Annotated in this window: 22 protein-coding genes; 10 read left to right on the forward strand and 12 right to left on the reverse strand. The window is 68.7% G+C overall.

Annotation, left to right across the window (positions count from 1 at the left end; all coding sequences use genetic code 11):
- Positions 1–23: 23 nt before the first annotated feature.
- Positions 24–1,001 carry a carbohydrate kinase family protein gene (locus OHT77_RS01645; protein ID WP_328826095.1) on the forward strand — a complete coding sequence of 326 codons (978 nt, stop codon included), beginning with the start codon at positions 24–26 and terminating at the stop codon, positions 999–1,001.
- Positions 998–2,308 carry an alpha-glucosidase/alpha-galactosidase gene (locus OHT77_RS01650; RefSeq protein ID WP_328826096.1) on the forward strand — a complete coding sequence of 437 codons (1,311 nt, stop codon included), beginning with the start codon at positions 998–1,000 and terminating at the stop codon, positions 2,306–2,308. Before OHT77_RS01645 ends, OHT77_RS01650 begins: the two co-directional genes overlap by 4 nt.
- Positions 2,309–3,235: 927 nt before the next feature.
- Here OHT77_RS01650 and OHT77_RS01655 read toward each other — a convergent pair.
- The 5 genes from OHT77_RS01655 to OHT77_RS01675 form a co-directional block, all read right to left on the reverse strand.
- Complete coding sequence (locus OHT77_RS01655) at positions 3,236–4,039, reverse strand: hypothetical protein (RefSeq protein WP_328826097.1); 804 nt, start codon at positions 4,037–4,039, stop codon at positions 3,236–3,238.
- 253 nt (positions 4,040–4,292) lie between these two features.
- Positions 4,293–4,757, reverse strand: coding sequence for a VOC family protein (locus OHT77_RS01660; protein WP_328826098.1), 465 nt, complete (start codon positions 4,755–4,757; stop codon positions 4,293–4,295).
- Complete coding sequence (locus tag OHT77_RS01665) at positions 4,754–6,025, reverse strand: erythromycin esterase family protein (protein ID WP_328826099.1); 1,272 nt, start codon at positions 6,023–6,025, stop codon at positions 4,754–4,756. Before OHT77_RS01665 ends, OHT77_RS01660 begins: the two co-directional genes overlap by 4 nt.
- Before the next feature lie 45 nt (positions 6,026–6,070).
- A complete protein-coding gene (locus OHT77_RS01670) occupies positions 6,071–6,721 on the reverse strand; it encodes a CatB-related O-acetyltransferase (protein WP_328826100.1) in 651 nt (216 codons plus the stop codon).
- 261 nt (positions 6,722–6,982) lie between these two features.
- Positions 6,983–8,452: an MFS transporter gene (locus OHT77_RS01675; RefSeq protein WP_328834119.1), complete on the reverse strand. Its 1,470-nt coding sequence runs from the start codon at positions 8,450–8,452 to the stop codon at positions 6,983–6,985.
- A gap of 143 nt (positions 8,453–8,595) precedes the next feature.
- Here OHT77_RS01675 and OHT77_RS01680 point away from each other — a divergent pair, with 143 nt between their 5' ends.
- Entirely contained in the window at positions 8,596–9,162 is a 567-nt protein-coding gene (locus tag OHT77_RS01680) for a TetR/AcrR family transcriptional regulator (protein ID WP_328826101.1), read from the forward strand.
- Between the two features lie 424 nt (positions 9,163–9,586).
- Here OHT77_RS01680 and OHT77_RS01685 read toward each other — a convergent pair whose 3' ends face one another.
- Positions 9,587–10,357, reverse strand: a complete 771-nt coding sequence (locus tag OHT77_RS01685) for a transposase family protein (RefSeq protein ID WP_328826102.1) — start codon at positions 10,355–10,357, stop codon at positions 9,587–9,589.
- A gap of 510 nt (positions 10,358–10,867) precedes the next feature.
- On the opposite strand from OHT77_RS01685, the gene OHT77_RS01690 reads away from it, so the two are divergent.
- Both OHT77_RS01690 and OHT77_RS01695 read left to right on the forward strand, forming a co-directional pair.
- Positions 10,868–11,248 carry a DUF6083 domain-containing protein gene (locus tag OHT77_RS01690; RefSeq protein WP_328826103.1) on the forward strand — a complete coding sequence of 127 codons (381 nt, stop codon included), beginning with the start codon at positions 10,868–10,870 and terminating at the stop codon, positions 11,246–11,248.
- 216 nt (positions 11,249–11,464) lie between these two features.
- Complete coding sequence (locus OHT77_RS01695) at positions 11,465–12,037, forward strand: hypothetical protein (protein WP_328826104.1); 573 nt, start codon at positions 11,465–11,467, stop codon at positions 12,035–12,037.
- A gap of 428 nt (positions 12,038–12,465) precedes the next feature.
- Here OHT77_RS01695 and OHT77_RS01700 read toward each other — a convergent pair whose 3' ends face one another.
- Entirely contained in the window at positions 12,466–13,614 is a 1,149-nt protein-coding gene (locus tag OHT77_RS01700; RefSeq protein ID WP_443047889.1) for a glutathione-independent formaldehyde dehydrogenase, read from the reverse strand.
- A 457-nt stretch (positions 13,615–14,071) separates the two neighbouring features.
- Here OHT77_RS01700 and OHT77_RS01705 point away from each other — a divergent pair, with 457 nt between their 5' ends.
- Both OHT77_RS01705 and OHT77_RS01710 read left to right on the forward strand, forming a co-directional pair.
- Complete coding sequence (locus OHT77_RS01705; RefSeq protein WP_328826105.1) at positions 14,072–15,346, forward strand: IS701 family transposase; 1,275 nt, start codon at positions 14,072–14,074, stop codon at positions 15,344–15,346.
- Between the two features lie 118 nt (positions 15,347–15,464).
- The gene (locus OHT77_RS01710) at positions 15,465–16,178 is read left to right on the forward strand and encodes a hypothetical protein (RefSeq protein ID WP_328826106.1); all 714 of its coding nucleotides are present in this window, start codon (positions 15,465–15,467) and stop codon (positions 16,176–16,178) included.
- A 17-nt stretch (positions 16,179–16,195) separates the two neighbouring features.
- Here the strand turns inward: OHT77_RS01710 and OHT77_RS01715 are convergent, their stop codons facing one another.
- Positions 16,196–17,077, reverse strand: coding sequence for an IS5 family transposase (locus tag OHT77_RS01715; protein WP_328826107.1), 882 nt, complete (start codon positions 17,075–17,077; stop codon positions 16,196–16,198).
- Positions 17,078–17,360: 283 nt separating this feature from the next.
- On the opposite strand from OHT77_RS01715, the gene OHT77_RS01720 reads away from it, so the two are divergent.
- The gene (locus OHT77_RS01720; RefSeq protein WP_328826108.1) at positions 17,361–18,209 is read left to right on the forward strand and encodes a hypothetical protein; all 849 of its coding nucleotides are present in this window, start codon (positions 17,361–17,363) and stop codon (positions 18,207–18,209) included.
- A gap of 78 nt (positions 18,210–18,287) precedes the next feature.
- Here OHT77_RS01720 and OHT77_RS01725 read toward each other — a convergent pair whose 3' ends face one another.
- The 4 genes from OHT77_RS01725 to OHT77_RS01740 form a co-directional block, all read right to left on the reverse strand.
- The gene (locus OHT77_RS01725; RefSeq protein ID WP_328826109.1) at positions 18,288–18,830 is read right to left on the reverse strand and encodes a hypothetical protein; all 543 of its coding nucleotides are present in this window, start codon (positions 18,828–18,830) and stop codon (positions 18,288–18,290) included.
- Between the two features lie 313 nt (positions 18,831–19,143).
- A complete protein-coding gene (locus OHT77_RS01730; protein ID WP_328826110.1) occupies positions 19,144–20,181 on the reverse strand; it encodes a terminase large subunit domain-containing protein in 1,038 nt (345 codons plus the stop codon).
- Positions 20,182–20,494: 313 nt separating this feature from the next.
- On the reverse strand, positions 20,495–21,526 hold the full coding sequence (locus OHT77_RS01735) for a serine hydrolase domain-containing protein (RefSeq protein ID WP_328826111.1): 1,032 nt from the start codon (positions 21,524–21,526) through the stop codon (positions 20,495–20,497).
- Positions 21,527–22,278: 752 nt separating this feature from the next.
- Positions 22,279–23,541 (reverse strand): glycosyltransferase family 4 protein, encoded by a 1,263-nt coding sequence (locus OHT77_RS01740; RefSeq protein WP_328826112.1) that lies wholly within the window; start codon positions 23,539–23,541, stop codon positions 22,279–22,281.
- 190 nt (positions 23,542–23,731) lie between these two features.
- Here OHT77_RS01740 and OHT77_RS01745 point away from each other — a divergent pair, with 190 nt between their 5' ends.
- Positions 23,732–24,964 carry a sensor histidine kinase gene (locus OHT77_RS01745; protein WP_328826113.1) on the forward strand — a complete coding sequence of 411 codons (1,233 nt, stop codon included), beginning with the start codon at positions 23,732–23,734 and terminating at the stop codon, positions 24,962–24,964.
- Between the two features lie 21 nt (positions 24,965–24,985).
- The gene (locus OHT77_RS01750) at positions 24,986–25,648 is read left to right on the forward strand and encodes a response regulator transcription factor (RefSeq protein WP_328826114.1); all 663 of its coding nucleotides are present in this window, start codon (positions 24,986–24,988) and stop codon (positions 25,646–25,648) included.
- The last annotated feature ends 47 nt before the right edge of the window (positions 25,649–25,695 follow it).

The raw sequence follows: 25,695 nt of genomic DNA on the forward strand, positions 1-25,695 counted from the left end.
CCACTCAGGCAGGAACCTCCGCAATGCCGCACGCCTTCGACCTGCTCGTCATCGGCGACGCCAACCCGGACGTCGTCATCGGCCCCCTCGACACCCCGCTCACCTTCGGCCAGCGTGAACAACTGGTGCCCTCGGGCACCCTCACGGTCGGGGGCTCCGGCGCGATCGTCGCCTGCGGTGCCGCACGGCTCGGCCTGCGCGTCGCGTTCGCAGGCCGGGTGGGCGACGACGACGCCGGCCGGTACATGCGCGACCGTCTCGACGCCCACGGCGTCGACACCGAGGCGCTGACGCTGGACCCCCACCGGCTCACCCCGCTGACCGTCGTCCTCACCCGGGGCGACGACCGGGCCATCCTCACCGCGTCCGGCACCCTGGCCGCGACCACCGCCGACGACGTGCCACCTGCCCTGACGGCAGCCGCCCGGCACGTCCACTCCGCCTCGTACTTCCTGATGCCGCACCTCGCCGCCGCGCTCCCGGACCTCCTGCGCACCGCACGCCGGCACGGCGCCACCACGTCCGTCGACACCAACGACGATCCGACGGGCCGCTGGGAACCCGCCGGTCTCGCCGCCGTCCTGGCCCACACCGACTTCCTCCTGCCCAACGCCGCCGAGGCACGGCAACTCGCCGCGCCCACCGGCATAGCGGGCCCGGCCGACGTCATGGACCCGGCCGGCGCCGCCGCCCGGCTCGCCGCCCGGGGACCGGTCACCGTCGTCAAGAACGGCGCCGACGGCGCGCTGTGCCACGACGGCGAACGCCTCCTCACCACCCGGGGCATACGCGTCGAGCCGGTCGACGCCGTCGGCGCGGGCGACAGTTTCGACGCCGGGTTCATCGCCGGACTGCTGAACGGCATGCCCCTGGCCGACGCGCTGCGCCTCGCCGCCGTCTGCGGCGCCCTGTCCACCCGCGCCCCCGGCGGCACCGCCGCCCAGCCCACCTGGGACGAAGCACTCACCCGCCTCACCGAGACCGAGGAAACCCCCGTATGACCACCCCAAAGATCGTCTTCGTCGGCGCCGGCAGCGTCGTCTTCACCCAGGGTCTGCTCGCGGATCTCCTCGCCTTCGACGAACTGAGGTCCGCGCACGTCGCGCTCCACGACATCGACGCCGAACGCCTGGCCACCGCACACGCCGCCGCCCTCCGCATCGCCGACACCCTCGGCGCCGCCCCCACGGTCACCGCCCACGCCGACCGCCGCGAGGCCCTGGCCGGGGCCGACTTCGTCATCAACATCGTGCAGATCGGCATGGTGGAGGCCACCCGCACCGACTTCGAGATACCGGCGCGCTACGGCGTGCGCCAGACCATCGGCGACACCCTCGGCATCGGCGGCATCTTCCGCGCCCTGCGGACCTTCCCCTTCCTCCGGAAACTGGGCCGTGACATCGCCGAACTCTGCCCCCAGGCGTGGCTGTTCAACTACACCAACCCCATGGCGATGAACGTGCAGTACCTCACCGAGGCCACCGGCCTGACCAGGGTGGTGGGACTGTGCCACTCCGTCTACTGGACGATGCGCGACCTCGCCGACCTGGTCAAGGTGCCCTACGAAGAGGTCAGTTACCACGCGGCGGGTGTCAACCACCAGGCGTGGGTACTGCGCTTCGAGCACGAGGGGCAGGACCTCTACCCGAGACTCGACGAACTGATCGCCGGGGACGAGCAGTTGCGCCGCCGGGTCCGCGTCGACATGTACCGCAGGCTCGGCCACTACCCGACCGAGACCAGCGAACACTCCTCCGAGTACGTCCCCTGGTACCTGCACCACACGAGCGAGATCGAGCGGCTGCGGCTGCCCGTCGGCGAGTACCTCAAGATCGTCGACGAGAACACGGCCGAGTACGAGAGGACCCGCGACGCGCTGGCGGCGGGGGCCCCGATCACCGTCGAGGGCACGATGGAGTACGCGCCGCAGATCATCCACAGCATGGTCACCGGCACCCCGCGCACGATCTACGGCAACGTCCCCAACCGCGGTCTGATCGACAACCTCCCCGCCCACGGCGTGGTCGAAGTGCCGTGTCTGGTGGACTCGCTGGGCGTCCAGCCCACCCGCGTCGGCGCCCTCCCGCCCCAGCTCGCGGCATTGAACCGCACCTACCTGAGCGCGAACGACCTGGTGGTGCGGGCGGCCCTCGAAGACGACCCGAGACACATCAGGCACGCGGCGATGACCGACCCGGCCACCGCCGCGACATTGCCCGTCGAGGACATCTGGCGCCTGTGCGACGACATGGTCACCGCCCACGGCGACCTGCTCCAGCCGGGACTGCGCGCCCGCCTCGGCACCTGACGGTGGTGTCCGGCGGGCCGACCCGCCGGACACCACATCAAGTTCCCAGCGGCGGCCGGGAAGGTGCGACGCCCCGGCGCCGGCGCGGGAAACCCGACAGGGCTACGGCCGGGAGAGGGCTGTGGAATTGACCGGGGTCGGGTCCGTCCGGCAGCCCTCACTCGGTGTCAAGACATCGCCAGTCACCCACCGGTGGCCGCCGGGGCCGACAGCCCGCGATACCGCGGAAACGGACTTGTGCCATATGTCCCGTCGTGCTTCACGGCGTCGTCTCACTCTCGTGTCCTTCGCCGGGGTCGGTGTTGTCCTCGGCGCGGCCTGCACCTACCTGCCGCCGCGTGCCCCGACGTCGAGGACGTCTCCGCACGCGGCACCGGGGAAGCGCCCGGGCTCGGGGACAACTCGCGTCACGTCAATGGCAGCCGATTGCGCCAACACGTCCTTCATTCCGGGCGGCTGTTCCCAGGGCGGCGGAGTCACCGACATCGCCCTCGGCATCCGAACGCGACTGGGCTCCGGCCGCGCCATTCCCGCGGGGCTCGCCGATCACGTCAGGCGGTCGTCGTCTTCGGCGACCCTGTCTGCGGCAACGGCGGCAACGACGCCGCACACCTGACGTACCCCTCAACGGCAGTGTCTGGCAAGGGGCGCGATTCGCCGCCGAGCGGATCGATCAGGGGTGAGCCACCGACCGGCAAGGTGTCTACGGCCCCGAGGCGAGCGCAGAGGGTGCATCCTCGTCGGGGATCTGTCAGCTCCGGAAGAGACTTCGGCTCCCGGCTCCGGCGATTCACATGCACGGGCAGTCGGACGAGGTAGCAGCGGACGCGTGGCGCACCGATCTCGACCGAGCACGTTCGGCGGCAGGCTCTCAGCCGGACGGAGCGCCCATCACGTGACGCGCCGATCTCCTTGGCCGACACCCCGCTAGCCGAGCTTCCGCAGCACCTCGGCGACTGTTGCCCGGTAAGTCCGCAGCGCCTTCAGTCCGGCGGTATAGCGGTCGCGGTGCCGTGTGATGTCCAAGGCCTGCTGCTGCGCCCGCGCAGAGTGCCAGACCTCGGCCGTGTGGTGGCGTTGCTTGCAGGTGACGTCCGCGACGGCGGTGGCCCGTTCACGCTGCGTATGCCTGGTGTTGCCGTCATTCCCCCGCTGCCAGGCGCTGTCCGAGTACGCCGCGACGGGGTCGGGATAGCGCGTGAATCCCTGTTCCGCCACGCAGTGGGACCACACGTCCCAAGCCGCCCGGAGGCGCGGGTCCCGCCTAACCGCCCTGTCGACCTCAATCTCCCGTGTAGTCGCGTAGAGCCAGTCCCGCTTGACGTCGATGCCCCGCAGCAGCCGTCGGCTCGCCTCGGCGTTGCATGCGGGGAAGTCCGCGTCCTCGGCGTTGGTCATCCGGCGGCCCTTCGGCCGGAGGGCCTGGGACTTGGCCGGGTCCCAGCCATAGCCCCAGCGGCGGGCGACTGCGAGATCCAGGACACCGTAGTCGGTGCCGACCGCAGTGACGACGACGGGGTCGCCGGGAGAGCGGGGGTCGAGCGGGAAGTCCCGGTGGCCGTGCTCCGCCATGCACTGCCGGACCAGCAACGCCGATGCCCGCTGCGATCGCTGATAGTCCTGTGACGTGTAGGCGTAGCTGTCGGCCGGGAGAGGGCCGAGGTCCGACGCCGTACGGACAGTCTCCGTGCTTCCCGGACCGGAGACACAGATCGCTGTCAGCACCGCCACGACACCTAAACGCCACCCCCTCATTGTCATGCGCACGGATGCTAGCGAACGGTATGCACCGGCCGACTGTGGCCCCCGCGCTCATCCACACACGTCAAGACTCCGAGCGGCAGGCCTCAATCCGAAGAACCCGCCCGCCGGTACCCCGAGCCGCGGCTTCCACCCCCGAAACCCTGGTGCGCAGGAAGGGCAGCGCCCATCGCCTGCCGGCGCGTCGTACGCCGTGTTGGCCGTCCAGGAGATCGCGCGGCGTCTAGATCGCCGCGCCTGGTCCTGGAGCGGTCGGGTCCGGTGCCGCATCCTGGCTCTGCAGTGGGCGTCCCGTGGCGGCGGGCGCCAGGGTACGCAGGACATCGAATTCGTTGCCCTCAGGGTCGGCCATGACCGTCCAGCTGCGCGTGGAGCCCTGGCCCACGTCGACTGTGGTGGCGCCGAGGCTGAGCAGTCTGGCGACCTCGTCGGCAGTGCTGGCGTCGATGGGGCTCACGTCGAGATGGAGCCGGTTCTTCACCGTCTTTCCCTCGGGCACTTGGATGAACACCAAGGTTGGCGGCATCTGGCCGGCTCGGACGGCTTCGACGGTTGGCTCCCAGGAGCCGATCTCGACCATGCCCTCGCTGCGGTCGAGCACGGTGAAGTCCAGGGCTTCGCACCAGAAGGCCGCGAGTCGCTGCGGATCGTGGCAGTCGACGACCAATTCGGTGAACCTGCTGGTCATGCATTCTCCAGATCGGTGGTGGTGGAGGCGGGAGTGCAGAGGATGCCGTCGAACGCGTCGATGACCGGGGTCTGCTGGTAGATCCCTTGCAAACGGATGCGGTCCGGGCCGATGAGGTTCTTGGACCGGGGCTGTCCAAGATGAGCCACGGCGAGGCCGGTCCGGGCGAAGGCCTCTTCGATGCTTCCCGGCGCGGGGGGCTCCAGCGGGGTGTCGTGAACGGTGAATCCGAAGGAAGCGGTCTCGTCCCGACGCATGTCGGCGGTGTGACCCGTGACGCTGGTCAGGCCGAGGGCGAAGTACGAGTCACCGAGGGCGTGGTACAGGTGCTGCCCCATGGGGATCCCGGTGAGTTGGCCGTCGAAGGCGACCGGCGTCTTCTGGATGTGCGCATTGTGCGCCATCAACACGACGCGGGTCGTGGGTTCGAGTCGCTTCAGATGCCACAGAAGTGATTCCGCCATGTAGAGGTCGCGGGCGGAGGTGTCGGCCGTGAGCCCGTCTCCGGCGAAGAGACCGGCCATGGCGCGAAACGTGTGGTCGCCGTGGCAGGCGGCCTCCAGGCATCGCAGGGCGGTGTCGTAGCTGTGGCGGTCTCCGCGGGAGAGGTACAGCGGTTTCAGGGAACGGAATCGGATGAGCAGCCGTGCCAGGAGCGCGCTGAGGGTGTCCTGCTCGGTGGTGGTCAGGCGCGCCCATGCCGGTGCGGCTACAGCTGCCGAGTCACCGGCGAAGGACGCGGCGATGGTGGTCGCGCTCTGGAGCGTCGGCAGGGTTTCCGGGTCGATGTGGCGGAGATAGTCGGCGACCGGGGCCAGAGCGGGGAGCAGCGACCCGCCGGCCGCCGGGATGTCGATTCCCGCGAAGCGAACCGGTTCCGCGGCGGTGCGGTTGTGCCGGCGGATGTAGCGCGCCGGCTCCTGGAGTCCGATGGGAACCGCGGTGGCCAGGAGCGTGGAGAGGTTGTCGTCCGCTCCCTCGCCGTGGGCCCAGGCGTCGAGGGGTATGGCTTCGCAGAAGCCGTACTCGAAGGCCAGAGCCGTGAAGCCGCAGCGCTCGACGAGGAACCGCAGGATGCGCTGGCGCATCGCGGCGAACTCGCTGACGAAGTGTGAGTGCTCGCCGACGGCCACCACGCGGACACCCTCGAGGATGTCGCGCAGCGGTTCCAGGTCGTCAAGGGGAGCTGCAGGGTCAAGGTGGCTCAGTGGGGTGGCATGGCCTTTGAGCCAGTCGGTGAAAGGGGTCAGATCGGTCGCGGCGGGCAAGGTGGCGGCCTTCCGAGAGGTGATGGTGAGGGCGTGGGCGCTGGATCAGGGGTGCGGGAGGGAGGGTGCCGCGTCCTGCAGCTGGTCGACACTGCCGGACATGAGGGTTCGTACGTGCTTGCTGAGGTGCTCCGGGGGCCAGTCCCACCAGGCCAGCGCGAGCAGCCGGGCGATGTCCTCGTCGCTGTAGCGGGTGCGGATGAGACGGGCCGGGTTGCCGCCGACGATGCCGTAGTCCGGGACGTCCTTGGTGACCACGGAGCCGCTGGCGATGATCGCGCCGTGTCCGATGCGCACGCCGGGCATGACGGTCGCGCTGTGGCCGAACCAGACGTCGTTGCCGACGACGGTGTCCCCGCGGTTGGGCAGGCCGGTCAGTAGGTCGAAGTGGTCGGCCCAGGATCCGCCCAGCGTGGGGAAGGGAAAGGTGGAGGGGTCGTCCATGCGGTGGTTGGCGCCGTTCATGATGAACCGCACTCCGGTGCCCAGCGCGCAGAACTTGCCGATGACCAGTCTCTCGGGCCCGTAGTGGTACAGCACGTTACGGGTCTCGAAGGCGGTCGCGTCATCGGGGTCGTCGTAGTAGGAGTACACCCCGACGTCGATCAGCGGGGACGTGACCAACGGCTTGAGCAGCACCACCCGCGGCTGGTCCGGCATGGGGTGGAGAGTTGTGGGGTCGGCGGGTACGTGCACGGTGGATGTCCTCGTCGTGTGTGGGTTGTCGGTACGTGGCCGTTGACCGACCTGTGGTGCGGTACCTCATTGGTCCAGGGGCGTCCGCACAGGCGGACAGGGCTCGCCGCAGCGCGACCAGGAGAATGTCGGAGCACGCGCCGACGGGCAACGCTCAGGCGATATGTGCGTCCGGACGGATCAGGGTCAGAGCATGCTCGTCGTCAACGGGCGCCCTCGGCCGTCGGCGGGATGAATCCCGACCCGAGGTCGGTGTCGCCGTCAACGGCTGTTCGCGGTTGTCTCGTCCGAGGTGGTGACCGCACCGGGATCGGCGGACCGTTGAGGCGGCGCCGACCCGTTCGCGGGCCTGGACCTCGCCAGCCACAGGCCGGTGAACACGGCGGCGGACAGAGTGACGGCGCCGGCAGCGAGGAAGGCGCTGTCGAGGCCGGTCTCGAAAGAGGCGCCGCCGGATTGCCTTGCGCGGACGATGGCGCCGAGCACCGCCACGCCGAGCACCGCGCCGATCTGCCGGGTGGTGCTGCTGATGCCTGATGCGAGACCGCCTTCCTGCGGGCTGACTGCCTGGATGGCGGCTGCCGTCAGTGGGGACAGGGCCAGAGCGAAACCGATGCCGACAGCTCCCAGCCGCCACCACACGTTTCCGTAACCGGTGTCGGCGTGCACTGTGCCGAGCGCCAGCAGTCCCAGGCCAGCCAGGGCCAGGCCGGTGGTGACCAGGATCCGGAAGCCGTACCGGGCGGCGATCCGGCCTGCGTACGGGCTGACGATCACCATGGCGAGGGACATCGGCAGAGTCTGGAGGCCGGCACGCAGGATCGAGCTGCCCTGGACGTAGACGAAGAACTGGGAGAAGAAGAACGACGAACCCATGAGCGCGAACCCCACCACGACCATGGCGATGTTGGACACGGTGAACAGCCGCTCCCCAAACAGTCGCAGCGGCAGCATCGGCGCGGGTCCACGCGCCTCGACGGCGATGAAGGCGGCGAGGAGGATCACCGCGGCGGCAAAGCTCCCCAGGATGACCGGTGAGGTCCACCCTCGGGCACCGCCCTCGATCAGCCCGTAGGTCAGAGCCCCCACCGCCAGCACCGACAGCACCGTGCCCGGGATGTCGATCGCGGGGGCATTCGGGTTACGGGATTCGCCGAGGTGGCGCAGGCCGACCAGGAGCAGGACCACGCCGATGGGCAGATTGACCAGGAAGATGGCGGGCCAGCCGAAGGCTTCCGTCAGTACACCGCCGGCCACGGGGCCCGCGGCCAGACCGACTCCGCTGAGGCCGGCCCACAGCCCGATGGCCTTCATTCGATCCTGCGGCAGAGGATGGGCGGCGGCGAGCAGGGCGAGTGAGGCAGGCGCCAGCGCCGCGGCCCCGACGCCCTGCAGTACCCGGCCGGCAATCAGCCAGCCGACCGACGGCGCGAGGCTGCACACCAGTGACGCGGCGGTGAACACCGCGACGCCGGTCAGGTACACCCGCTTGCGTCCGAACCGGTCCGCGAAGACGCCGCCGGACAGGAGCAGCATGGCGACCAGAAGTACGTACGCGTCGACGATCCATTGCAGACCGGTCAGCTGAGTGTGCAGCCGGTGCTGCATGTCGGGCAGCGCCGCTCCGACAATCGTGTTGTCGAGCAGGACCATGAACTGGCCCAGGCAGGTCACCGTGAGCAGCACGGACCGGCTCGGTCGGCTGCCCGCGGCCACAAGCGATGCAGTCATGGTGGTTCCTCTCAAGGTGGCTTGCGCCTCTCGATGGGCGACGCGGTCAACCTCCGACCCTTAAAGCAATCAGCGGTTGCGTTAGGCGACTATAGAGAGGATCACTCCGTAAACGCAAGCGATAATTGCGTTAAGGTGGAGAGATGGACGAACAGCAGCGACCCCGACGGCCCGGCGGGCGCAGCGCCCGCGTTGCCGCGGAGGTGCACCAGGCCGTGACCGACCTGATCAACGAGCACGGCTACGGCAACTTCACCGTCGGCGACGTCGCAGCCCGCGCGAACGTGGCCGGCAGCAGCATCTACCGCCGGTGGGGAAGCCTTGAATCCCTGCTCACCGACGTGGCGCTCACCCGTCTCAACGCGCAGTCGCCGATGCCCGACACCGGAACCCTGGTCGGCGACCTGCGCACGTACGCAGCCCAAGTGGCCCGCGAGATCACCGGACCCGACGGCCTGTTGTTGGTGCGCCTGGCCGTCGCCCTGTCGAACAATGGCCAGAAGGGGCTGCAGGCGCGTGACGCCTTCCGCGACGAACGCACCCGGCAACTGCAGACCATGCTCGATCGCGCCCGCGAACGCGGCGAGCAGTCACTCGGCGCGCTCGACGTGCTGGACCACATCATGGCCCCGATGTATATCCGCGTCCTGTTCGGCATCGGCCCGCTCACCCCGGACTACGTCGACGGGCTGGTCGACCGACTGCTGTGACCCCGCCCCGGCCCTCGGACATCAGCCCTCGTACGCGGCCTGACCCAAGCCGCCGACCGGCGGTCGCCCAAGCGTCGGATGTGCTCGGTCAGGAAGACGCCGGAGCGGCTACGGGGCGGCACGCGCCGTACGCCTCCCCAAGCTGTCGGCCAAGCAACCGATCAGCACACGGAGTTCGAGTCCTTTGAGGATCTTGGCGGCCCTTGTCGATCCATGCGCATCTCGGCCGTTTTCCCAGTTCAGACGCGGTTTGGCGCCTCAGTCCTTCTCGGCCCTTGTCAGTCTTTTCCGATCCCTGTGTCCAACCTGCGTCCAGAACGCGTCCCAGATGGGCAAATGCACCCGGTTCACAGACCCTCTCCCTAAAGGGTGTTGCACAAGGCCGTGTTCGGGCAGGCCAGAGTGGGTGAGCACAGTCTTCTGGTCATGATGCGAGGGCGAGGTTGTGCATGTGGGCGACGGCTTGGACCGCGTGATGGAGGCCGTCGCCGTGCTGTCGGCAGTCGCGGAGGATCTTGTAGTTCTTCAGGCGGCCGATGACGTGTTCCACGCGGGCGCGGACCTTGCGGTGGGCGGCGTTGTCGTCCTCCTCGCCCGGGAGCAGAGCCCGTCCGGGGCGTTTGCGGTGCGGTACCGCCATGCCGCAGTTGAGGTAGGCGCCGTCGCCGAGCACCGTCACGCCCTCACAGTGTCGGCTCAGCCCGGACGCACGCCAGGCGTGGGCGTCCGCCGTCGTGCCCGGCACCGGTCGTGCTGCCGCGATCACCAGCCGCGTGTCCGCGTCCACGACCACCTGCACGTTCGCCGAGAACCGGTAGTTGCGGCTGGATGCGGCCACCGACCGGTCGCGGAGCGGGATCAGCGTGCCGTCCACGATCCACATGCGTTCCGGGGCATCGGCCGGGCGGGAGACGGGCTCGATCGCGAGCAGCGGTCCCAGTCGTTGGATGACCCGGCACACGGTGGAGGAGGAGACACCGAACAGCGGGCCCAGCTGCCGCATCGTCAGATTGGTGCGGTAGTACACCGCGACCACCAGCACCCGCTCGGCCAGCGGCAGCGACCATGGCCGGCCCCGCAGGGTGCCGTTACCGCCCCGCTCCCGCACCACTTTCAACAGACGCGCGAACTGCGTCACTTGCAGCCCGGTGAATGTCTCCACCCACACCCGTTCGGCCCTCAACACCCCTGCCATACACCGGAGATGCCCAGTTCACGGCCTTGTGCAACACCCTTTAAGCGTCGTCCCGTAAACGATCTGCGTGTCTCCCCAGACCAGTAGCCCTGGCTGCTGGCGGGGATGTGCGGCAAACTCAGGGCAGCATGCGTGGTCGAGGGGAAACTGGGTGCGGCGACCTGGGTCGGTGCGGACCGGATGCAGTAGAACCTTTGAGCCTTGGTCGTCCCAGGACGCCGTCCGCCGTTCTGTTGCTCGACCCGCCCCAGGGGCTTGAGCAGTCCGGGTCCATGGGCGTACACGTCGCCGGTCGCTCGATCTATGTGGATCTCGATCTCGCTCGTGTTGTCTGGCACGGCGGCCCGAGTTGGGCGTGGATGCTCGCTCCTCGGCCAGTCGACGCGTGGCTTGTGCACGCGTCTGCCGCCTGCCGTTTCGCCTCCAGTCGCCCGCCGCATCGCCTACCTCCGTGGTCCCGTCCGGTTCGCGCCCTGCCGCATGTCCGGGTGTGGCGTGCAGCCTCGATGTATGGGGGCTGATGAGGGTTTATCGCGGATCGACACGACGATGTTCACCTGCCCGTATTGCGGGCTGCCGCAGGAGCGGGTGGCGACGCTCGACAGTGACTGGGTGATGCTGGAGCCGGGCATGGAGCCGCCCGCGCATACGGTGCCCGCCGAGCGTCGGTGGATCACGGTGGCGGACGGGCGGGTGACGGTTTACGGAGTGTGTCCGCCGGTGGTGGAGCAGCGGTGCCGTATCGAGCACGAGCTGGCTTGCCCGGGGCGGGCGTTGCCGGACCTGTGGCCGTGGCTGACGTCGTTGCGGGAGGAGAACCGGCGGGCGTCGGAGCGACGGGATGAGCCTGAGCCGCCGACGATGCCTGCCGAGCTGCCGGCGACAGGTTGAGCTGGTGCGAGTTCCTGGTCATCGAACCCCACCCAGCGTCGCCGTCACCCGCACCTGGCCTCATGCGGTCCTGCCTGGTGCGGCACAATCGCGGTCAACTGGGCGGTGAATGGTAGGGGTGGGAACGTGGGGCGTTTCGGCTGGCGAAGTCGGCGTAGGGGCATACCGGATGAGCCGGCGCTACTGGCTGAGGCCGCTGAGAATCCGGGTGGCAGCGTGGCCGAGATCGACCCGACGCACATCGGCGACCCGAACGGCTATGTGCCTCCGGAGGCGATCCGCGGCGCGTGGCTGGTGGACAGCAGCGGGAAGCTGACAGGTGAGTACCAGGAGAATCCCCGTCACGGGGTGCCCCAGGACGACTTCAGCAAGCTCACGGATCCTGATCACTGGCTTGGCTGGCTCGGTGATGATCCCGCGGGTGCCGTCCGGGAGGGCCTCGAAGAGTCCTTGCGCGCCCAGGTGGCAGACTCAGTGGTCGAGTGGGTCAAGATCCTTGAAACGCCCCGGTTCCTCACGGGTGGGCGTCAACGTTCTGAGGACGAACAGGTCATGTTGCTCACCCGCGCGGCACTCGCCGCGCCGTTCGCGTTGTCCGTGCGCGCAACGCAGCACGGCCGCTCTGTCCTCCTAGGGGTGTTCTCCTGGGCGGCGGTAAACCTGTCAGGGCCCGAAGTCCGCAGGGATCGGCGCTGGTTTGACTTGGGTGTCGGGCTGGACTGGGCCGGTGAACGGCTTCGGGAGCGGATCTATGAGATCGATGGTGAGGACGGCGCCACCGAGCGGTAGAGCGGCAAGGCCACTCCGTACCGGCGGTCACAGCAGATACGCGACGCCGTGAGCGCCCTCGAAGGACGAGGAGGCATCCGGACTTCCCCCTATGTGTACCGCGGTGCCGGTATCGAAGCGCCCCGTTCTGCTTCGCGAGGTCGAGTCGCGGCTCACCGCGCGAGGGGCGCAGGCCTTCTACCTCTACCCTCCTCGCGGAGCGTGCGCCGCCTGCGGCCTCCACGACCGTTCTAACCGGCAGGCAGGCAGACGCCGACGATGTGAGCAGCAAGGGTTCCTCGCGCCGGACTCGGCGAGCCGCTGAATTCTCTGTTCGATGCCAAAAGCATGAGATTGTGCCGCGCGATTGGAGACCTCAGGATTCCCCGGAGAAGTCGTCGTGCGACGTCCTCCGTGTCATTCAGCGCTTGCGGCCGTTGCTGTGGCCATCAGGGGTGCAGGACCACCTTGGTCCAGCCGTCGTCACGGGCGTCGAAGTGCTCGTAGGCGGCCGGGGCCTCGTCCAGGCCGAGTTCGTGAGAGACGACGAAGCTCGGCGTCGCCTTTCCACCGGCGATCAGGTCCCGCAGTGCCCGGTTGTACTTCTTCACCGGCGCCTGGCCGGTCCCCATGCGCTGGCCCTTGAACCACATCATGCCGAAGTCGATCGGGACCTTGCCCTCCGCCTCCAGCTCGCCCTGGGCCTCCTCGCCGCCGGGGTCCTGGGGCAGGAACACGCCCACCACGCCGATGGCGCCGGTGAACCTGACCGAGTCGATCAGTCCGTTGAGCGTGAGGCTGGCGTCCTCGTGACCGTTGGCGTCGTGCGCCTGGTAGCCGACGCACTCGCAGCCGTTGTCGGCGCCCAGGCCCAGCGTGGCCTCCTTGACGACCTCCGCCGGATCCTGCTCGGCGGTGTTGATCGCGATGGCTCCGATCTCTTCGGCCTTGCGCAGCCTGTCTGGCTGGTGGTCGGCCACCCAGACGCGTCCGGCGCCCTTGAGGAGAGCGGAGTAGGCCGCCATCAGCCCGACGGGGCCGGCGCCGAAGACGATCGTCTGGTCGCCTGGTTTGACATGGGCCATCTCGGTGGCGTGATAGCCGGTGGGGAAGATGTCGGCGAGCATCACGTAGTCGGTCTGCCGCTCGGCGGCGTCCTCACCCAGCCGCAGCGCGTTGAAGTCGCCGTAGGGCACGCGGAGCAGCTCGGCCTGGCCGCCCTGATAGGGGCCCATGTCGGCGAATCCGTAGGCCGCTCCGGCCAGGGCCGGTTCCGGCTGCATGGTCAGGCAGTAGTTGGTCAGACCTTGCTCGCACTGCTTGCAGAAGCCGCAGGCGATGTTGAAGGGCAGGACGACGTACTGGCCGACCTGGACCTTGCGGACGGCCGAGCCGACTTCCACGACCTGGCCCATGTTCTCGTGTCCCAGGGTGCGGCCGGACTCGAACGAGGTGCGGCCCTCGTACATGTGCAGATCCGAACCGCAGATGTTCGTGGTGGTGATCTTGACGATAATGTCGCAAGGGTGTTCGATCTTCGCGTCCGGTACATCCTTCACCGTGACCGTTCGCGGACCTTCATATATGGCTGCCTTCATGACGTTTTCCCTCCGATCCCGCGGCCGGGCCGCAGCGCAGCGGATTGGGAGAGGACGTGCCAGCAGTACCCGATGGCCAGCAGTACCCGGTGGATGGTGCCGTGCCGGTGGTACCCGGCCGATGAGGCGAGGGGCCATGACTGGGGCACGCCTCTGCGAGCCATTCCCCCCTCTACGGGCGGAACGGTTGTGTTGTCGCCACCTGGCTGCCCGGCATAACGCGGCGCGCCGGCGACCTAACAGACGCGTCCCCGCCCAGCCCCTGCACAAACACCGCGCACTGATCGATCACCGAGAACTTCCGCAGCGGCTGATCAGCCTTCACTCTGCAGCACGTTCCGACGTTCCTGCTCCCGCTTGGAACAGGCGGCGGCCCGGATCGCCTCGTCGCTCTCCAAGCCCTAGTAGTGCTTCGTTAGGTCTGTTCGTTGATGCTGATCAAGAGCATGTTGGTTGTGTGGATGCACATGAAGTGAACCGATTACGGGCGGCGTTGGCGATGTTCGTGGCGGATGTCTTCGCCTCGGTGCCGCGTACGGATCAGCGGGCCAAGGGTGAGTGTTATCTGCGAGGCCTGATGCTGGAGGGTCGGCGCAAGTCGATCCAGCCGATGGCCGGGCGTCTGCCGGACGGGAACATGCAAGCCCTGCAGCAGTTCGTGAACCAGTCGCCGTGGGATCCGCTGCCGGTCAGGCAGCGGATCGCCGAGCGGCTGTCCCAAGCCGTCAGGCCCGAGGTGTGGGTGATCGACGATGTGTCGTTCCCCAAGTGCGGCACAGCCTCGGTCGGGGTGGCCCGCCAGTACTGCGGAGCGGTCGGCAAACGGGCGAACTGCCAGGTCGCAGTCAGTGTCCATGCCGCCACCGACACCGCCTCGTGTCCGTTGGAGTGGCAGTTGTATCTGCCGCGGGAGTGGACGGACGAGCCCGAGCGCTGCCGCAGGGCAGGCGTCCCCGAGGACGTGGTGCACCGGGAGAAGTGGCGTCTCGCGCTCGGCCTGCTGGACACACTCGCCAAGTGGCAGGTGGAGGCGCCGGTCGTGGTCGCTGATGCCGGCTACGGCGTCAGCACACCGTTCCGGCTCGGTCTCCAGGAGCGAGGGCTGCCCTACGTCCTGGCCCTGAGCGGGAAGGAAGTCGCTCATCCGGAGGATGCCCGGCCGCACCAGCCCGCTTATGGCGGGCTCGGGCCGCCCACCCTTCCCCGCTACCGCACCCCGCCGCGAGCCCTCTCCACCCTCGCGGCGGAGGCGGGTGCGGAGCGATTCTCCGAAGTGACCTGGAGGCAGGGCAGCAAGGGCGCGATGACCTCACGATTCACGGTGCTGACGGTGCGGCCCGCGGGCAAACAGTCTCTGGCCGCAGCTCAGGAGGCGGGCGGGGGCCGCAGCCAGTGGGACGGCGTCCTGCCCACCCAAACCCTCCTGGTCGAATGGCCGGACGGCCAGGACACCCCGACGGACTACTGGATATCGAACCTGCCGTCTGACACGCCGATCGCTGACCTGGTGCGGTGGGCGAAGATGCGCTGGCGGATCGAACACGACTACCGCGAGCTCAAACACGGCCTCGGGCTCGACCACTTCGAAGGCCGAACCTGGCGCGGCTGGCACCACCACGTCACCCTCGTCACCGCCGCGCAGGCATTCCTCACCCTCCGCAGGCTCGACCCAAAAGTCGAGGCACCTCCCCGAGCCTCTACCAGACCCTCGACGCACTCCAAGACCTGCTGAGGTGCTGGACCGGCACCTGCAGCACCTGCGGCCACCCCCTCAAAACCAGCAGACCCAGAACCTAACGAAGCACTACTAGGCACTGTCCGGCGGATCTTCGTGCGGCATCATGTGCGAGGTGCCCTCGACGCAGCCTGATGACCTGATCACCCGCCTGATTGAGGCCGACAAGCCAGCCGATGTCGTCCATGCCGGGGCCGCTTGCTTGGCTGAGATGCTCGACGGGTTTAGGTGGGTCAGGTCTCGGCATTCGCTGGAGCGCCGGGAGTCGGTTCGCCGGGAGGTGCTCCAGCTGGAGAAGGGCAAGTGGAACCGATCGGGACACTTGATCAAGTTCACCGTGACGAGCCTGACCGTCTTCGACGACGACCTGGGCAGGTGGCGTCGGGCCAACCCCGAGCTGACCGTTCGCCGGCCCGAATCCGTCGAGTCGATCTTCTGCGCCTCCAGCTTTCTCGACCTGCCCGGTCAGTACTTCGTGGTGCTCACCCAGCCCGAGGAGCGCCCAACGAAACTGGAGCAGTTCGCAGCTCACCTTCGTGACACCGCGCTCCCATGGTTCGCCAGTACCGCCGATCCCGAGCAGATCGCGCGGGCAGCTCCTGATCCTCTTCTCACGGGGTGGGGGTTCGCGCAGGATCTCGTCGAGTTCCTCGTCAGCACTGGCCATCATTCGCAGGCACGGGCGCTCTGGAAGAGGGTCCAGGAACATCAGCCGGCCCATCAGCAAGCGTTCGCGGCAGGCCGGGCCATGGCCGGGACACGAGAGCGGCCACGCTGGCACACGCCCGAGGCCCTCGGGTGGAGCGCCTCTGTCCTGGGTCTGCTGTAGGTGCCCCATGCGGCGGTTCAAGGCCCGAGCCACAAGCGGATCGACGCGAGGGTGACGGTGCCGTGGAAGACGTAGGCTCGCTTGTCGTACCGCGTCGCGATGGCCCTGGAGTGCTTGAGTCGATTGATCGTGCGCTCGACCTCGTTCCGGCGTTTGTACATCTCCTTGTCGAAGGCCGTAGGCCGGCCTCCCCGGCTGCCGCGGCGCCGGCGATTGGCCCGCTGGTCCTTCGGCTCCGGAATGGTGTGCTTGATCTGGCGTCTGCGCAGGTAGCGGCGATTTCGGCGGGAGCCGTAGGCCTTATCACCGCCGAGGTGGTCAGGCCGGGTGCGCGGGCGGCCGCCACTTGGGCGCTTGACGCTGATGCGTTCCAGGATCGGGATCAACTGCGGGCTGTCGCCCCACTGGCCCGGCGTGATCAGCACAGCGAGCGGACGGCGGCCTCCTTCCCCGGCGAGGTGGATCTTGGAGGTCAGCCCGCCACGGGAGCGGCCGAGTCCTTCGTCGGTGCGGTGCTGCCGGGGCGTTGATCTCCGCTTTGGGATCCGGGGTGTTCTGCGCGGTGCACCGGCGGCGTGCTGGTGGGTCCGGCACGAGGTGGAGTCCACGCTCACTATGCTCCAGTCGATGCGCCCCTGGGAGTCGGCCTCGGCCTGGACGGCCTGGAGGATCCTCTCCCAGGTGCCGTCCGCCGACCACCGGCGGTGGCGCTCATAGACGGTTTTCCAGTTCCCGAACCGGTCCGGCAGGTCCCGCCACGGGACACCCGTGCGCACCCGGAACAGGATCCCGTTGATCACCTTCCGGTGATCGGCCCAACGTCCGCCGCGGCACCCGGCCTTCGGTAGAAACGGTGCCAGTTGTAGCCACTCGTCGTTCGTAAGATCGCCCCGCCCCACGAGCAACACAATGGTCCACGCGAGGCGATCACCTGATCCGCCGGACAGTCCCTAACCCAGAGCACCGCCCGCCGTGGCGGTCGACGCGACGAACCACGATCTGAGGCACCTGCCCGCCGTCGGTGATCAGCTCGCGCAGGCCCACAGTGCCCCTCCGGCAGTCGGCCCCGCGCCGCGCCTCCAGCCTACGAAACGTTTTCCACGACGGACGCTCTCAGTTCACAGCACCTCGGGATCCGAATATTCCGAGCAGGCGAACGCTCTCGGGGTCGAAGATTCCGTCATGAACAGCAACCCGCCGGATGATTGGTCCCCAGCGGACAATCCGTACTCGATCGCGCTCTCGGAAGCGAACTGGTGGCGTGCCACGGTCGCCTTGACCGTCGAGCGCATGCACGGTGACGACGTCCCAGCCGGCTGGTTCAGCTCCCGGCAGATCGACGCACGGACACTGGTCGTCGCCCTGCGCCAACTCCTCGCCGCCGTCAAGCTCGAACGGATCGCCCTCACAGACCTCGGCATCGATCCCGCGGTGATCACTGCACTCGATGATGCCGAGCAGGTCTTCCTTGACGCCCTGCCGAACATCAAGCACGTCCGTGACGGCCTCACTCACTTCGAGGACTGGGCACGCGGCAGGGGCGGCGGGCCGCAGAAAGACGCCCGCAAGACCGCTGACCCCCGCGATGTAGCCCGCGACTTCTGGAGCTTCGGCTACGACCCGGTCGCCGACACCGTCACCATGGGGCCGTTCACCATCTCCGTCAGCGTGGCGGTCCCTGCCGCCAACGCACTGTTCGATGCGATCTACGCCGCGACACGCGCGGTCGACCAGCGGAGCGCGGCCGAACTACGGGACCAAGTCGTCCAGGTGCTGACCGACGCGACGATTTCCTGCACTCCCCCTCAGGGCCAGGTCCTCGTCTCGCAGGGCCACGACATGCGGGTCTGGCTCTCCCTCAACCTCAGCGGTGTTCCGGACGAAGAACTCAAGGAACTGGCAGAGCGCGTTGCCACGGTGATGACTAACGCCGAGCTGCAACTGACGTCCCCTGCGTTCCCGGAAGCACAGGACATCGCTGCCCGCCTGGCCGATGACGAGCCTCTGCGCGTGGAGAGGAACACCCGGTAGATCGGGCCAGCGCAGTTCAGCGGTATTCTCCATCACCAGCGTGACCATGCACATCCGCCGCATGACTGGGCGGACTTGCTATGGCTCCTCTGTTCCCAGAGCCTCTCGGGCGGCCTGCTGGAAGGTGCGGTCCGGAGCACGTTTCGCCTGCCATGCTTGCTGGAATCGCTCGGCGTACTCATCGAGTCGGCCGTGTCCCTCCCGCCGGGCCGCCGCGTACCAGTCCATCCCTGCCTTCTCCCATTCGTACATGGCCACGCGTAGCTCTTCGGCCGCCTCCGCGGCGGATACCGGCCCGGCGACGGTAACTGCCGCGACTGCTGTGCTGAACTGGGTCCATGCCTCGTGCACCTCGGCGAAGGCAGTCCGCCACTGCTCGGGCGTGGATTGCTCGGTCCAGACGATGTCGGAAAACCGCCACCACGTATTCGACAGCAGCTTCGTGCTTGCAATGCATGCGCCGTACACATCCCGACGTGCGGCTTCACGCCGATGCTCCCGGTCCGCCTGTAACTGCCGTTGTTGCTGACGCCCTTGGCCGAGCACGGAAACCCAGCCGCCTGCCGCAGCTCCCAGCGCGCCGACCGCCGCGCCCACCAGGCCCACCACGCTCGCGTCCATCACCGCGTATTAGACCGCGGATGTCGGAACGTCAGCCAGCATGAGGTCTCAAGAATCCCATGTGGTCCCGCACCGTGGCGACGCGCATCGAGAACGCGGCCACGCCTTTCTCGGCATCGCCATCGAAGCCACCCTGGTCATCTGGCTCCGCGCATGATCGACCGGACAGGTCCGGGTCGCCGGGGCCATCTCGACATGGGCACTTTCCTCTGGGGGCCGTTTCCGGTCGTACGTCTACCCGCGCCAGTTCAGCGGCGGCCGTCATCGGTGTCGGTGGGCAGGGTGTCAAGTTGGTCGGGGTCGGCCAGTTCGGTCAGTCCGTGGACGGCGGCGTCCATGCGGTCGGGCTGTCCATTCCCTCGACCCAGGTGACCATCTGGCCTTCCAGGTCGGGGTATTCGCCGACGTGGTGTACGAGCTGCTGTTCGTACAGCTGAGCCACGGGGGCGGCCCGCAGACGTTTGCCGACCTTGGCGGTGACCTCCAGGATCATGGGCTCGAGGAGCCCCTTGGTGACGCTCTCGCGGCGCAGCTGCTCCCATGCCTGGGTGACGATCTGCCGGGCCATGTCGCCGCCGTAGTTCTTCTCGACCACGATCGCGTCGGCCTTGAGTTCGAGGGCGAGTCGGCATGCGGCTAGGCCCCAGTCGTTGGCGCCCATCGATCCGGATCGGTCGGCCAGGAGGTACAGCTGCCGGTCGAAGTCGCGGCCGACGCCGATGACGCCCGTCTCGTCGCCGATGGTGGACTCTCCACCGGCGGGGTCGACGGCGACAACGATGCGCGCCATGTCGAGGCCGGAGAACTGGACGGCGTTGATCCGGGCGGTCTCGATCCGCTCCCGCCTCCAGACGCCTCCCTCCGGCGGGCGGGGCTTCTGCAAGTAGAGGGCGCCCCAGACGCGTTCACCGACTCGCTTGCGGGTCTTGGCGTGGTGAGTGACGTCGAAGCGTTCAGGCCGCAGCGCCTGACCGGGTATGCGGCCGAGGGGGTCGTCGAGACTGCCGGCGATGGCGGGCAGGTCGATGACTCGCCAGGCGCCTCGCTCGGTGGCGAGGATGCGTCCGGCGAGGTCGTCTTCGTGCCACCGGGTCTGGATGAGGCAGCTGGCGCCGACGGGTTCGAGTCGGGTCTGCAGTACCGAAGTCCACCAGTCCCAGGCGCGCTTGCGCAGGGTGGGGCTGTCGGCGTCGGCCATGTCCTTGACCGGGTCATCGACGATGGCGATGTGTGCGCCGCGTCCGGTGAGGCCGCCGCCGATACCGGCCACGAGGAGGCCGCCTTCGCCGCCGACGATGTCGAACCTGTTGGCGGCCTGACTGCCGGGCTTGAGCCCTTCCCTCAGGCACACCGGACCAGCTACCTCGGGCTCACGCAGCGGGAACTCGATCCGGAACCCGAGGGCACCGTCTGGGTCGACGTGCCCGCATTCGGAACGGCTGCCGTCATCTTCCGGCTGGCTCCGTCGAAGGATGCGTGATCGCGTTCCTGTTCACTGTCCGCCCCACCGAAACGATCGAGGCCTCCTCGGCAGCGCGGTGGTTCCGGGTGTGCGACGGGTGCGGGTGCCCGGGCTTCGTTCTGCGGTGCCAAGGTGCGGGCCCCGTCGAACTCGTTGTCCTCCGGATCTGCCATGCCGACGGCGATCGGCAGCGAGCGGCGGCTCAGTCGAAAATGGCGCAGTCGACCGCGTCCATCAGGGCGGCGCCGGCCTGGTGCCCCTCCTTGGTGAGCGTGGACGTGGCGAAGAAGAAGGCGGCCGTGCGACGGCCCGTGGAGTCGGTGACGTTGTAGGTCGCATAGCCCGGGACGATGCCGACGTGGTCCCAGACCGTGCCGCAGTCGGTCTTCGCCGTCTCGATGCCCAGGCCGTAGCCGAGTTCCTGCGGGTCTCCCGGCCCGTCCTCCGGCACGGTGGTGCGCATCTGCGCCAGTTGGGCCGCGGGCAGCAGGCGGCCCGACATCAACGCACCGTAGAAACGCGACCAGTCACCGGCGGTGGACACGATCGCGGCATCCGCGCCGTCGGCCGTGACGTAGTCGCCGGTGACGTCCACGTGGTCGTCGTGCTGGGGTCCGCCGTAGGTCCTGAACTCTTCGGGGACGTCCGGCGGCATGTGGGCGGCGTCAGGTTCGTAGCCGTGCGCATGGCGGCCGCGCCAGGTGGAGCCGGTGGCGTAGAAGGTGTGCCGGAGCCCCAGGGGCCCGGCGATCCGGTCCCGCACCAGCGTCGCGAGGCTTTTGCCGGTGGCTTTCTCCAACACGGCGCCGATCGCTATGTAGTTGGTGTTGCTGTACGACCACTCGCTGCCGGGTTCGAACAGTGCCGGGTGTCCGCTCACCAGCCTGAGGATCTCCGTCGACGTCCATACGTGCGGGTCCCGGCCGGTGAGGGCCGGTGCGAGGGCGGGGTCGTCGGTGTAGTCGAACAATCCGCTGGTGTGGTTGAGCAGCATGCGCAGGGTGATCGCCCTGCCGTTGCGCACCTGCCCGGGCAGCCACTTGTCGACCGAGTCGGTGAGGGCGAGTCTGTGCTCGGCGACGAGTTGCAGCACGAGGGTGGCCATCATCGTCTTGGTGTTGGACGCCTCACGGACCTCGTCGTCCGCCCGCAGTCGATGGTCCTTCCGCGTCCAGGCCGCCTGCTCGGAGATCTCGATGGGCCTGCCATGCCCGTCGTCCACCCGCACGATCACCCCGGGCACTCCTGCTGCCACCAACTTCCGCGCCAAATCCCGCAGATGAGCGCGCGTCGCAGAGGTGGCGTCCTGTCGGACCACCGCACTCCCCCGGATCGAGTTCGCACTCGACGGGGACGCGACGAGGGGCACGATCAGGGCCGCGCACACCGCTACTGCTGCTCCTGCGCGAAGCCCCGTGCGTTGCGGGCGCCGTCGGACACGCGCGTTCACTCGCACGTCATGCTCCTTCGAGATCCGGTGAGTCCGTCGGGTGCGATCGAGATACGGGGACGACAACACAGGCTTCTGGTATGCGAGTTGGCGTCCGGCGACCCCGGGAGAATCCTACGGAGGAATGGCAGAGACGGAGAGCGAAGGTGAGGATCCGTCATACTCCCGGCCACAACGCCTCCCCCCCCCACCCGCCATCCGGCGACCGGTCAACTCCGCCCGGCGGGACCCCGAGCGCTCCGGTACAGGGGCCACCCGATGGGAACCGGCCCCACCTCGGCGAGCCCTCCGTCTCACCAGCGAGATCGCGGAGGACACCGCACACGCCCGCACGCCCGGGCACGAAGTCTGGCGTCAGGCGGTCAGTCACCTGCCGTCCGACCTGCCCCCGTCCGTCCAACTCGGGTGAATGGCCATCGGCCCCCGGAACCCAAGTCCCCGGGCCGATGGGCGACTTCGTTGCATTGCTCTTCCGTCGCGACGACGGTGCGGGTGACACCTGAGGAGGCACGTGGTGCCGATGGCCAGGCTTGTCGTCATCGGAGCAACCGCCTGCGCAGGCCCCGGAGAATGATCCCGGCTGTCGCCCGTAGGACGGGGAGTGGCGAGCGCCGTCGGGGCGATCGGAGGGGGACGGGTCGGGCGGCTCCCGCGCCCGCGTTGTTCTGCAGTTCGTCGAAGAGGGTCTCGTAGCGTCTGGCGACGGGGTCGGGTGTGAAACAGGACTGCGCTCGCTCGCGGGCGTTTCTCCCCATGGCTTCGCGGAGCGCCTGGTCGTCCATCAGTTGAGCCAGTGCCGCGCTCAGGGCGGGAACGTCGTCACGGGGTACGAGGCGGCCGTCGGTTCCGTCCCGGATGATCTCCCGGGGGCCGTGGGGGCAGTCGGTACTCACCACCGGCACACCGTGTGCCATCGCCTCGATGAGTGTCATGCCGAACGCTTCCTGCGCCGAGGTCACGGCGGCGAGGGAGGCCGCGTTCCACTTCGGGGCCAACGGGGTTGCCTGGCCCATGAGACGGATGTGACCGCCCATGTCGCGGAGGTCGATCTCCGTCTCCAGGGACTGCCGGACCGGCCCGGAGCCGTAGATGTGCAGCTGCCAGCCCTCGCGTTCGGGACCGATGCGGGTGAAGGCGTCGATGAGCAGGTCGTAGCGCTTCACCCGGGTGAGCCGTCCGGCGGCCATGACGATTTTTCCGGTCTGCCGCGGGAGCGGGTGTTCGGGTGGGGGGACGCTGTTGGGCAGTGCCCTGATCTCCGGCCTGCGCAGGCCAAGCCCCGCCCGGTAGGCCGCCGCGTCCGCCCGTGTCATCGTCACGACGGCGTCCAGTGCGGGATACCAGCGCCGCATCGCGCGCCGCAGGGAGTGGCGCAGCGCGTCGTGGACCAGGTGCTCCTGCGCGATGCGCAGGGCGGTGGTGGGGCCGAAGCGGGCCAACAGCACGTTGAGACCGGCGCGGGTGGAGATGACGACGTCGGTGGAGCAGGTGGCGAACCACTCCCTCAGCCGGTCCTCGGCAAGTCGGTGGTACTGGTGGTGACGGCTGTCGCCGCGCGGGAAATGGCGGCCGCCCTGGCGACTGCGGGCGTCCGTGTTGTCGGGTGACGTGGTTCTGCGATCCACCAGCGCGGTGATCTCGATGCCCGGTGGTGGGTCGAGCCGCGGGCGCGCCCGGTCCTGGAAGACGGATACCACGTGGACCTGGTGGCGTGCCGACAGGGCGGCGGCCAGGTTGAACGTGGTGCGGGTGGTGCCACCGACGGCGAATGCGTTGTGGAGGAGGAAGGTGATGTGCATGCGTTCCACGGGAGGTAGGGGGACGTGCGTACGGCCGCGATGGGCCTGGTGACAGCATGGGCCGGGTGGCGACCGCCGCCCGGTGGTGTACGGGCGTCGCTGTCGGACGGCACGGACGGCGATCTCGGACCCGGATGGGTATTGCTCTCGCCGCGCCACCGGGGTATGCGATCGCGCCGAGGGGGCGAGCATGGGTGAGGCGACGGTCATGTCCGAGGTCGCTGAGCAGCAGGACGAGAGATGGCTGTCAGCCGTCATGCACGGAGCGTTCCTGGTGCTGCTCGCGTCGTCCTTCGTCCGCTACGTCGCCCACGACCGGTCGCAGGGCCATGTCCTGACGGTCAGTTGCCTGTACGCCCTTCTCGGCCTGGTCTATGTCGCCGGTGCGCGGTGGGCGCCCGCGCCCCGGACAGGGGATCGGGCGACAGGTCGGCATCTCGGCTGGCTGGCCGGGGTGTCCGCGTGCTGGGTGGTCCTCCTGATGTGGGCGCCCAGTGCCACGTGGTGTCTGATGCCGATCCTGTTCGCCGGTCCGCACCGGCTGCCCACACGTGTCGCCGTCCCCGTGGGAGCCCTGCTGACCGCCCTCGTCGTGGCGTCCCAGTTGCGGGGAGGGATCGGCGCGACCAACCCGAACATGCTGTTGGCGCCGCCGGCCGTGGCCGCGGTGGCCACCGCCGTGCTGGTTCGGCTCAAGCGGCAGTCGGCACGCCAGCGGGTCCTGATCGCCGGTCTCGTGGCCACGCGGGAGTCACTCGCGCGCAGTGAGCGCGCGGCCGGGACCCTGGCCGAACGTCAGCGTCTGTCCGCCGAGATCCATGACGTGCTCGCGCAGGGACTGGCCAGTCAGCAGATGTTGTTGCGGGCCGCCGAGCAGCTCTGGTCGACCGATGCCACCGCCGCCCGGCGTCATGTCGCGGATGCCACCGCGATCGTGGAGCGCGGGTTGGTGGAGGCCCGGCGCTTCGTACGGGATCTCGGGCCCGCGGACCTCGCCGATCACACCCTGTCCGTCGCGTTGGCCGCGCTGGCAGTGCGGGAGACGACGCCCCGTCTCGCCGTGACGTTCCATGAGGAAGGAGTCGTGGGCTCCGTGCCACCTCCCGTGTCCAGCGCCGCGCTCCGCATCGCCCAGGGCGCGCTGGCGAATGTGCGGGAGCACGCCAACGCCGGCCGCGCTGTCATCACGCTCACGCATCTCGAGCATGAGGTGTGCCTGGACATCGCCGACGACGGTACGGGCTGCGCGCCCGGCACGACGGAGGTACCACCGCCGCGCGGCGAACGAACTCCCGCTGACGATCGCGGCTTCGGGTTGCCCGCGATGCGCAGGCGCGCCCGGAGTGCCGGCGGCACCCTGCGCCTTGAGTCCACCCCGCAGGAAGGCACCGTCCTCACCGCGACCTTCCCCATGTCCTCCTGACACCGTGTGAAAGGCCCCACGATGACCTCCTCGCCCGCCGCACGCCAGGTGCGGATCCTCCTGTGCGACGACCACGCCGTGGTCCGCGCGGGCCTGCACGCACTTCTGTCCGGCAGGGACGACATGACCATCGTCGGAGAAGCGGCCAGTGGGGAGGAGGCCCTCGCCGTCGCCGCCCGCGTCCACCCCGATGTGATTCTCATGGACCTGAAGCTGGAGGGGGGTTCCGACGGCATCGCCACCACCCGGCAGCTCCTGAACCGGGCGGCAGCCGATCCGTCCACGCCCACGCCCCGCGTGCTCGTGCTCACGATGTTCGACACCGATGCGGACATCACGCGCGCCCTCAAGGCCGGCGCCACCGGCTATCTGTTGAAGGCGGACAGACCACAGGTGTTGTACGAGGCGATCACGGCCGCCGCCTCGGGTCGGACCGTCCTCTCCGAACGCGTCACGGACCGCGTCGTACAGCAGATGCGCACTCCCCCGCCTTCCTTCTCGGAGCGTGAACGGCACATCCTGCGGCAGCTGGCCGAGGGGCGTACCAACCGCGAGATAGCCCGCACGCTGTTCCTGAGCGAGACCACTGTGAAGTCACATCTGCGCCGGATCTTCCTCAGCCTGGAGGTCCAGACCCGTGCGGCGGCCGTCTCCAAAGCCACTGAACTGCGGCTGCTGGACTAGAAGTTGGCCAGACCGCCGACGCTGAGCATCCGGTGGGGCTGCGCTGG

This window comes from Streptomyces sp. NBC_00252, from assembly GCF_036187565.1.
GTDB lineage: Bacteria > Actinomycetota > Actinomycetes > Streptomycetales > Streptomycetaceae > Streptomyces.

Bases quoted from the DNA above. Each gene is read 5' to 3' on its own strand.
- OHT77_RS01700 (WP_443047889.1), bottom strand. From the start codon at position 13,614: ATGAAGGCAGCCATATATGAAGGTCCGCGAACGGTCACGGTGAAGGAT.
- OHT77_RS01745 (WP_328826113.1), top strand. From the start codon at position 23,732: ATGGGTGAGGCGACGGTCATGTCCGAGGTCGCTGAGCAGCAGGACGAG.
- OHT77_RS01650 (WP_328826096.1), top strand. From the start codon at position 998: ATGACCACCCCAAAGATCGTCTTCGTCGGCGCCGGCAGCGTCGTCTTC.
- OHT77_RS01740 (WP_328826112.1), bottom strand. From the start codon at position 23,541: ATGCACATCACCTTCCTCCTCCACAACGCATTCGCCGTCGGTGGCACC.
- OHT77_RS01750 (WP_328826114.1), top strand. From the start codon at position 24,986: ATGACCTCCTCGCCCGCCGCACGCCAGGTGCGGATCCTCCTGTGCGAC.
- OHT77_RS01660 (WP_328826098.1), bottom strand. From the start codon at position 4,757: ATGACCAGCAGGTTCACCGAATTGGTCGTCGACTGCCACGATCCGCAG.
- OHT77_RS01720 (WP_328826108.1), top strand. From the start codon at position 17,361: ATGAACAGCAACCCGCCGGATGATTGGTCCCCAGCGGACAATCCGTAC.
- OHT77_RS01680 (WP_328826101.1), top strand. From the start codon at position 8,596: ATGGACGAACAGCAGCGACCCCGACGGCCCGGCGGGCGCAGCGCCCGC.
- OHT77_RS01690 (WP_328826103.1), top strand. From the start codon at position 10,868: ATGGGGGCTGATGAGGGTTTATCGCGGATCGACACGACGATGTTCACC.
- OHT77_RS01685 (WP_328826102.1), bottom strand. From the start codon at position 10,357: ATGGCAGGGGTGTTGAGGGCCGAACGGGTGTGGGTGGAGACATTCACC.
- OHT77_RS01645 (WP_328826095.1), top strand. From the start codon at position 24: ATGCCGCACGCCTTCGACCTGCTCGTCATCGGCGACGCCAACCCGGAC.
- OHT77_RS01725 (WP_328826109.1), bottom strand. From the start codon at position 18,830: ATGGACGCGAGCGTGGTGGGCCTGGTGGGCGCGGCGGTCGGCGCGCTG.
- OHT77_RS01675 (WP_328834119.1), bottom strand. From the start codon at position 8,452: ATGACTGCATCGCTTGTGGCCGCGGGCAGCCGACCGAGCCGGTCCGTG.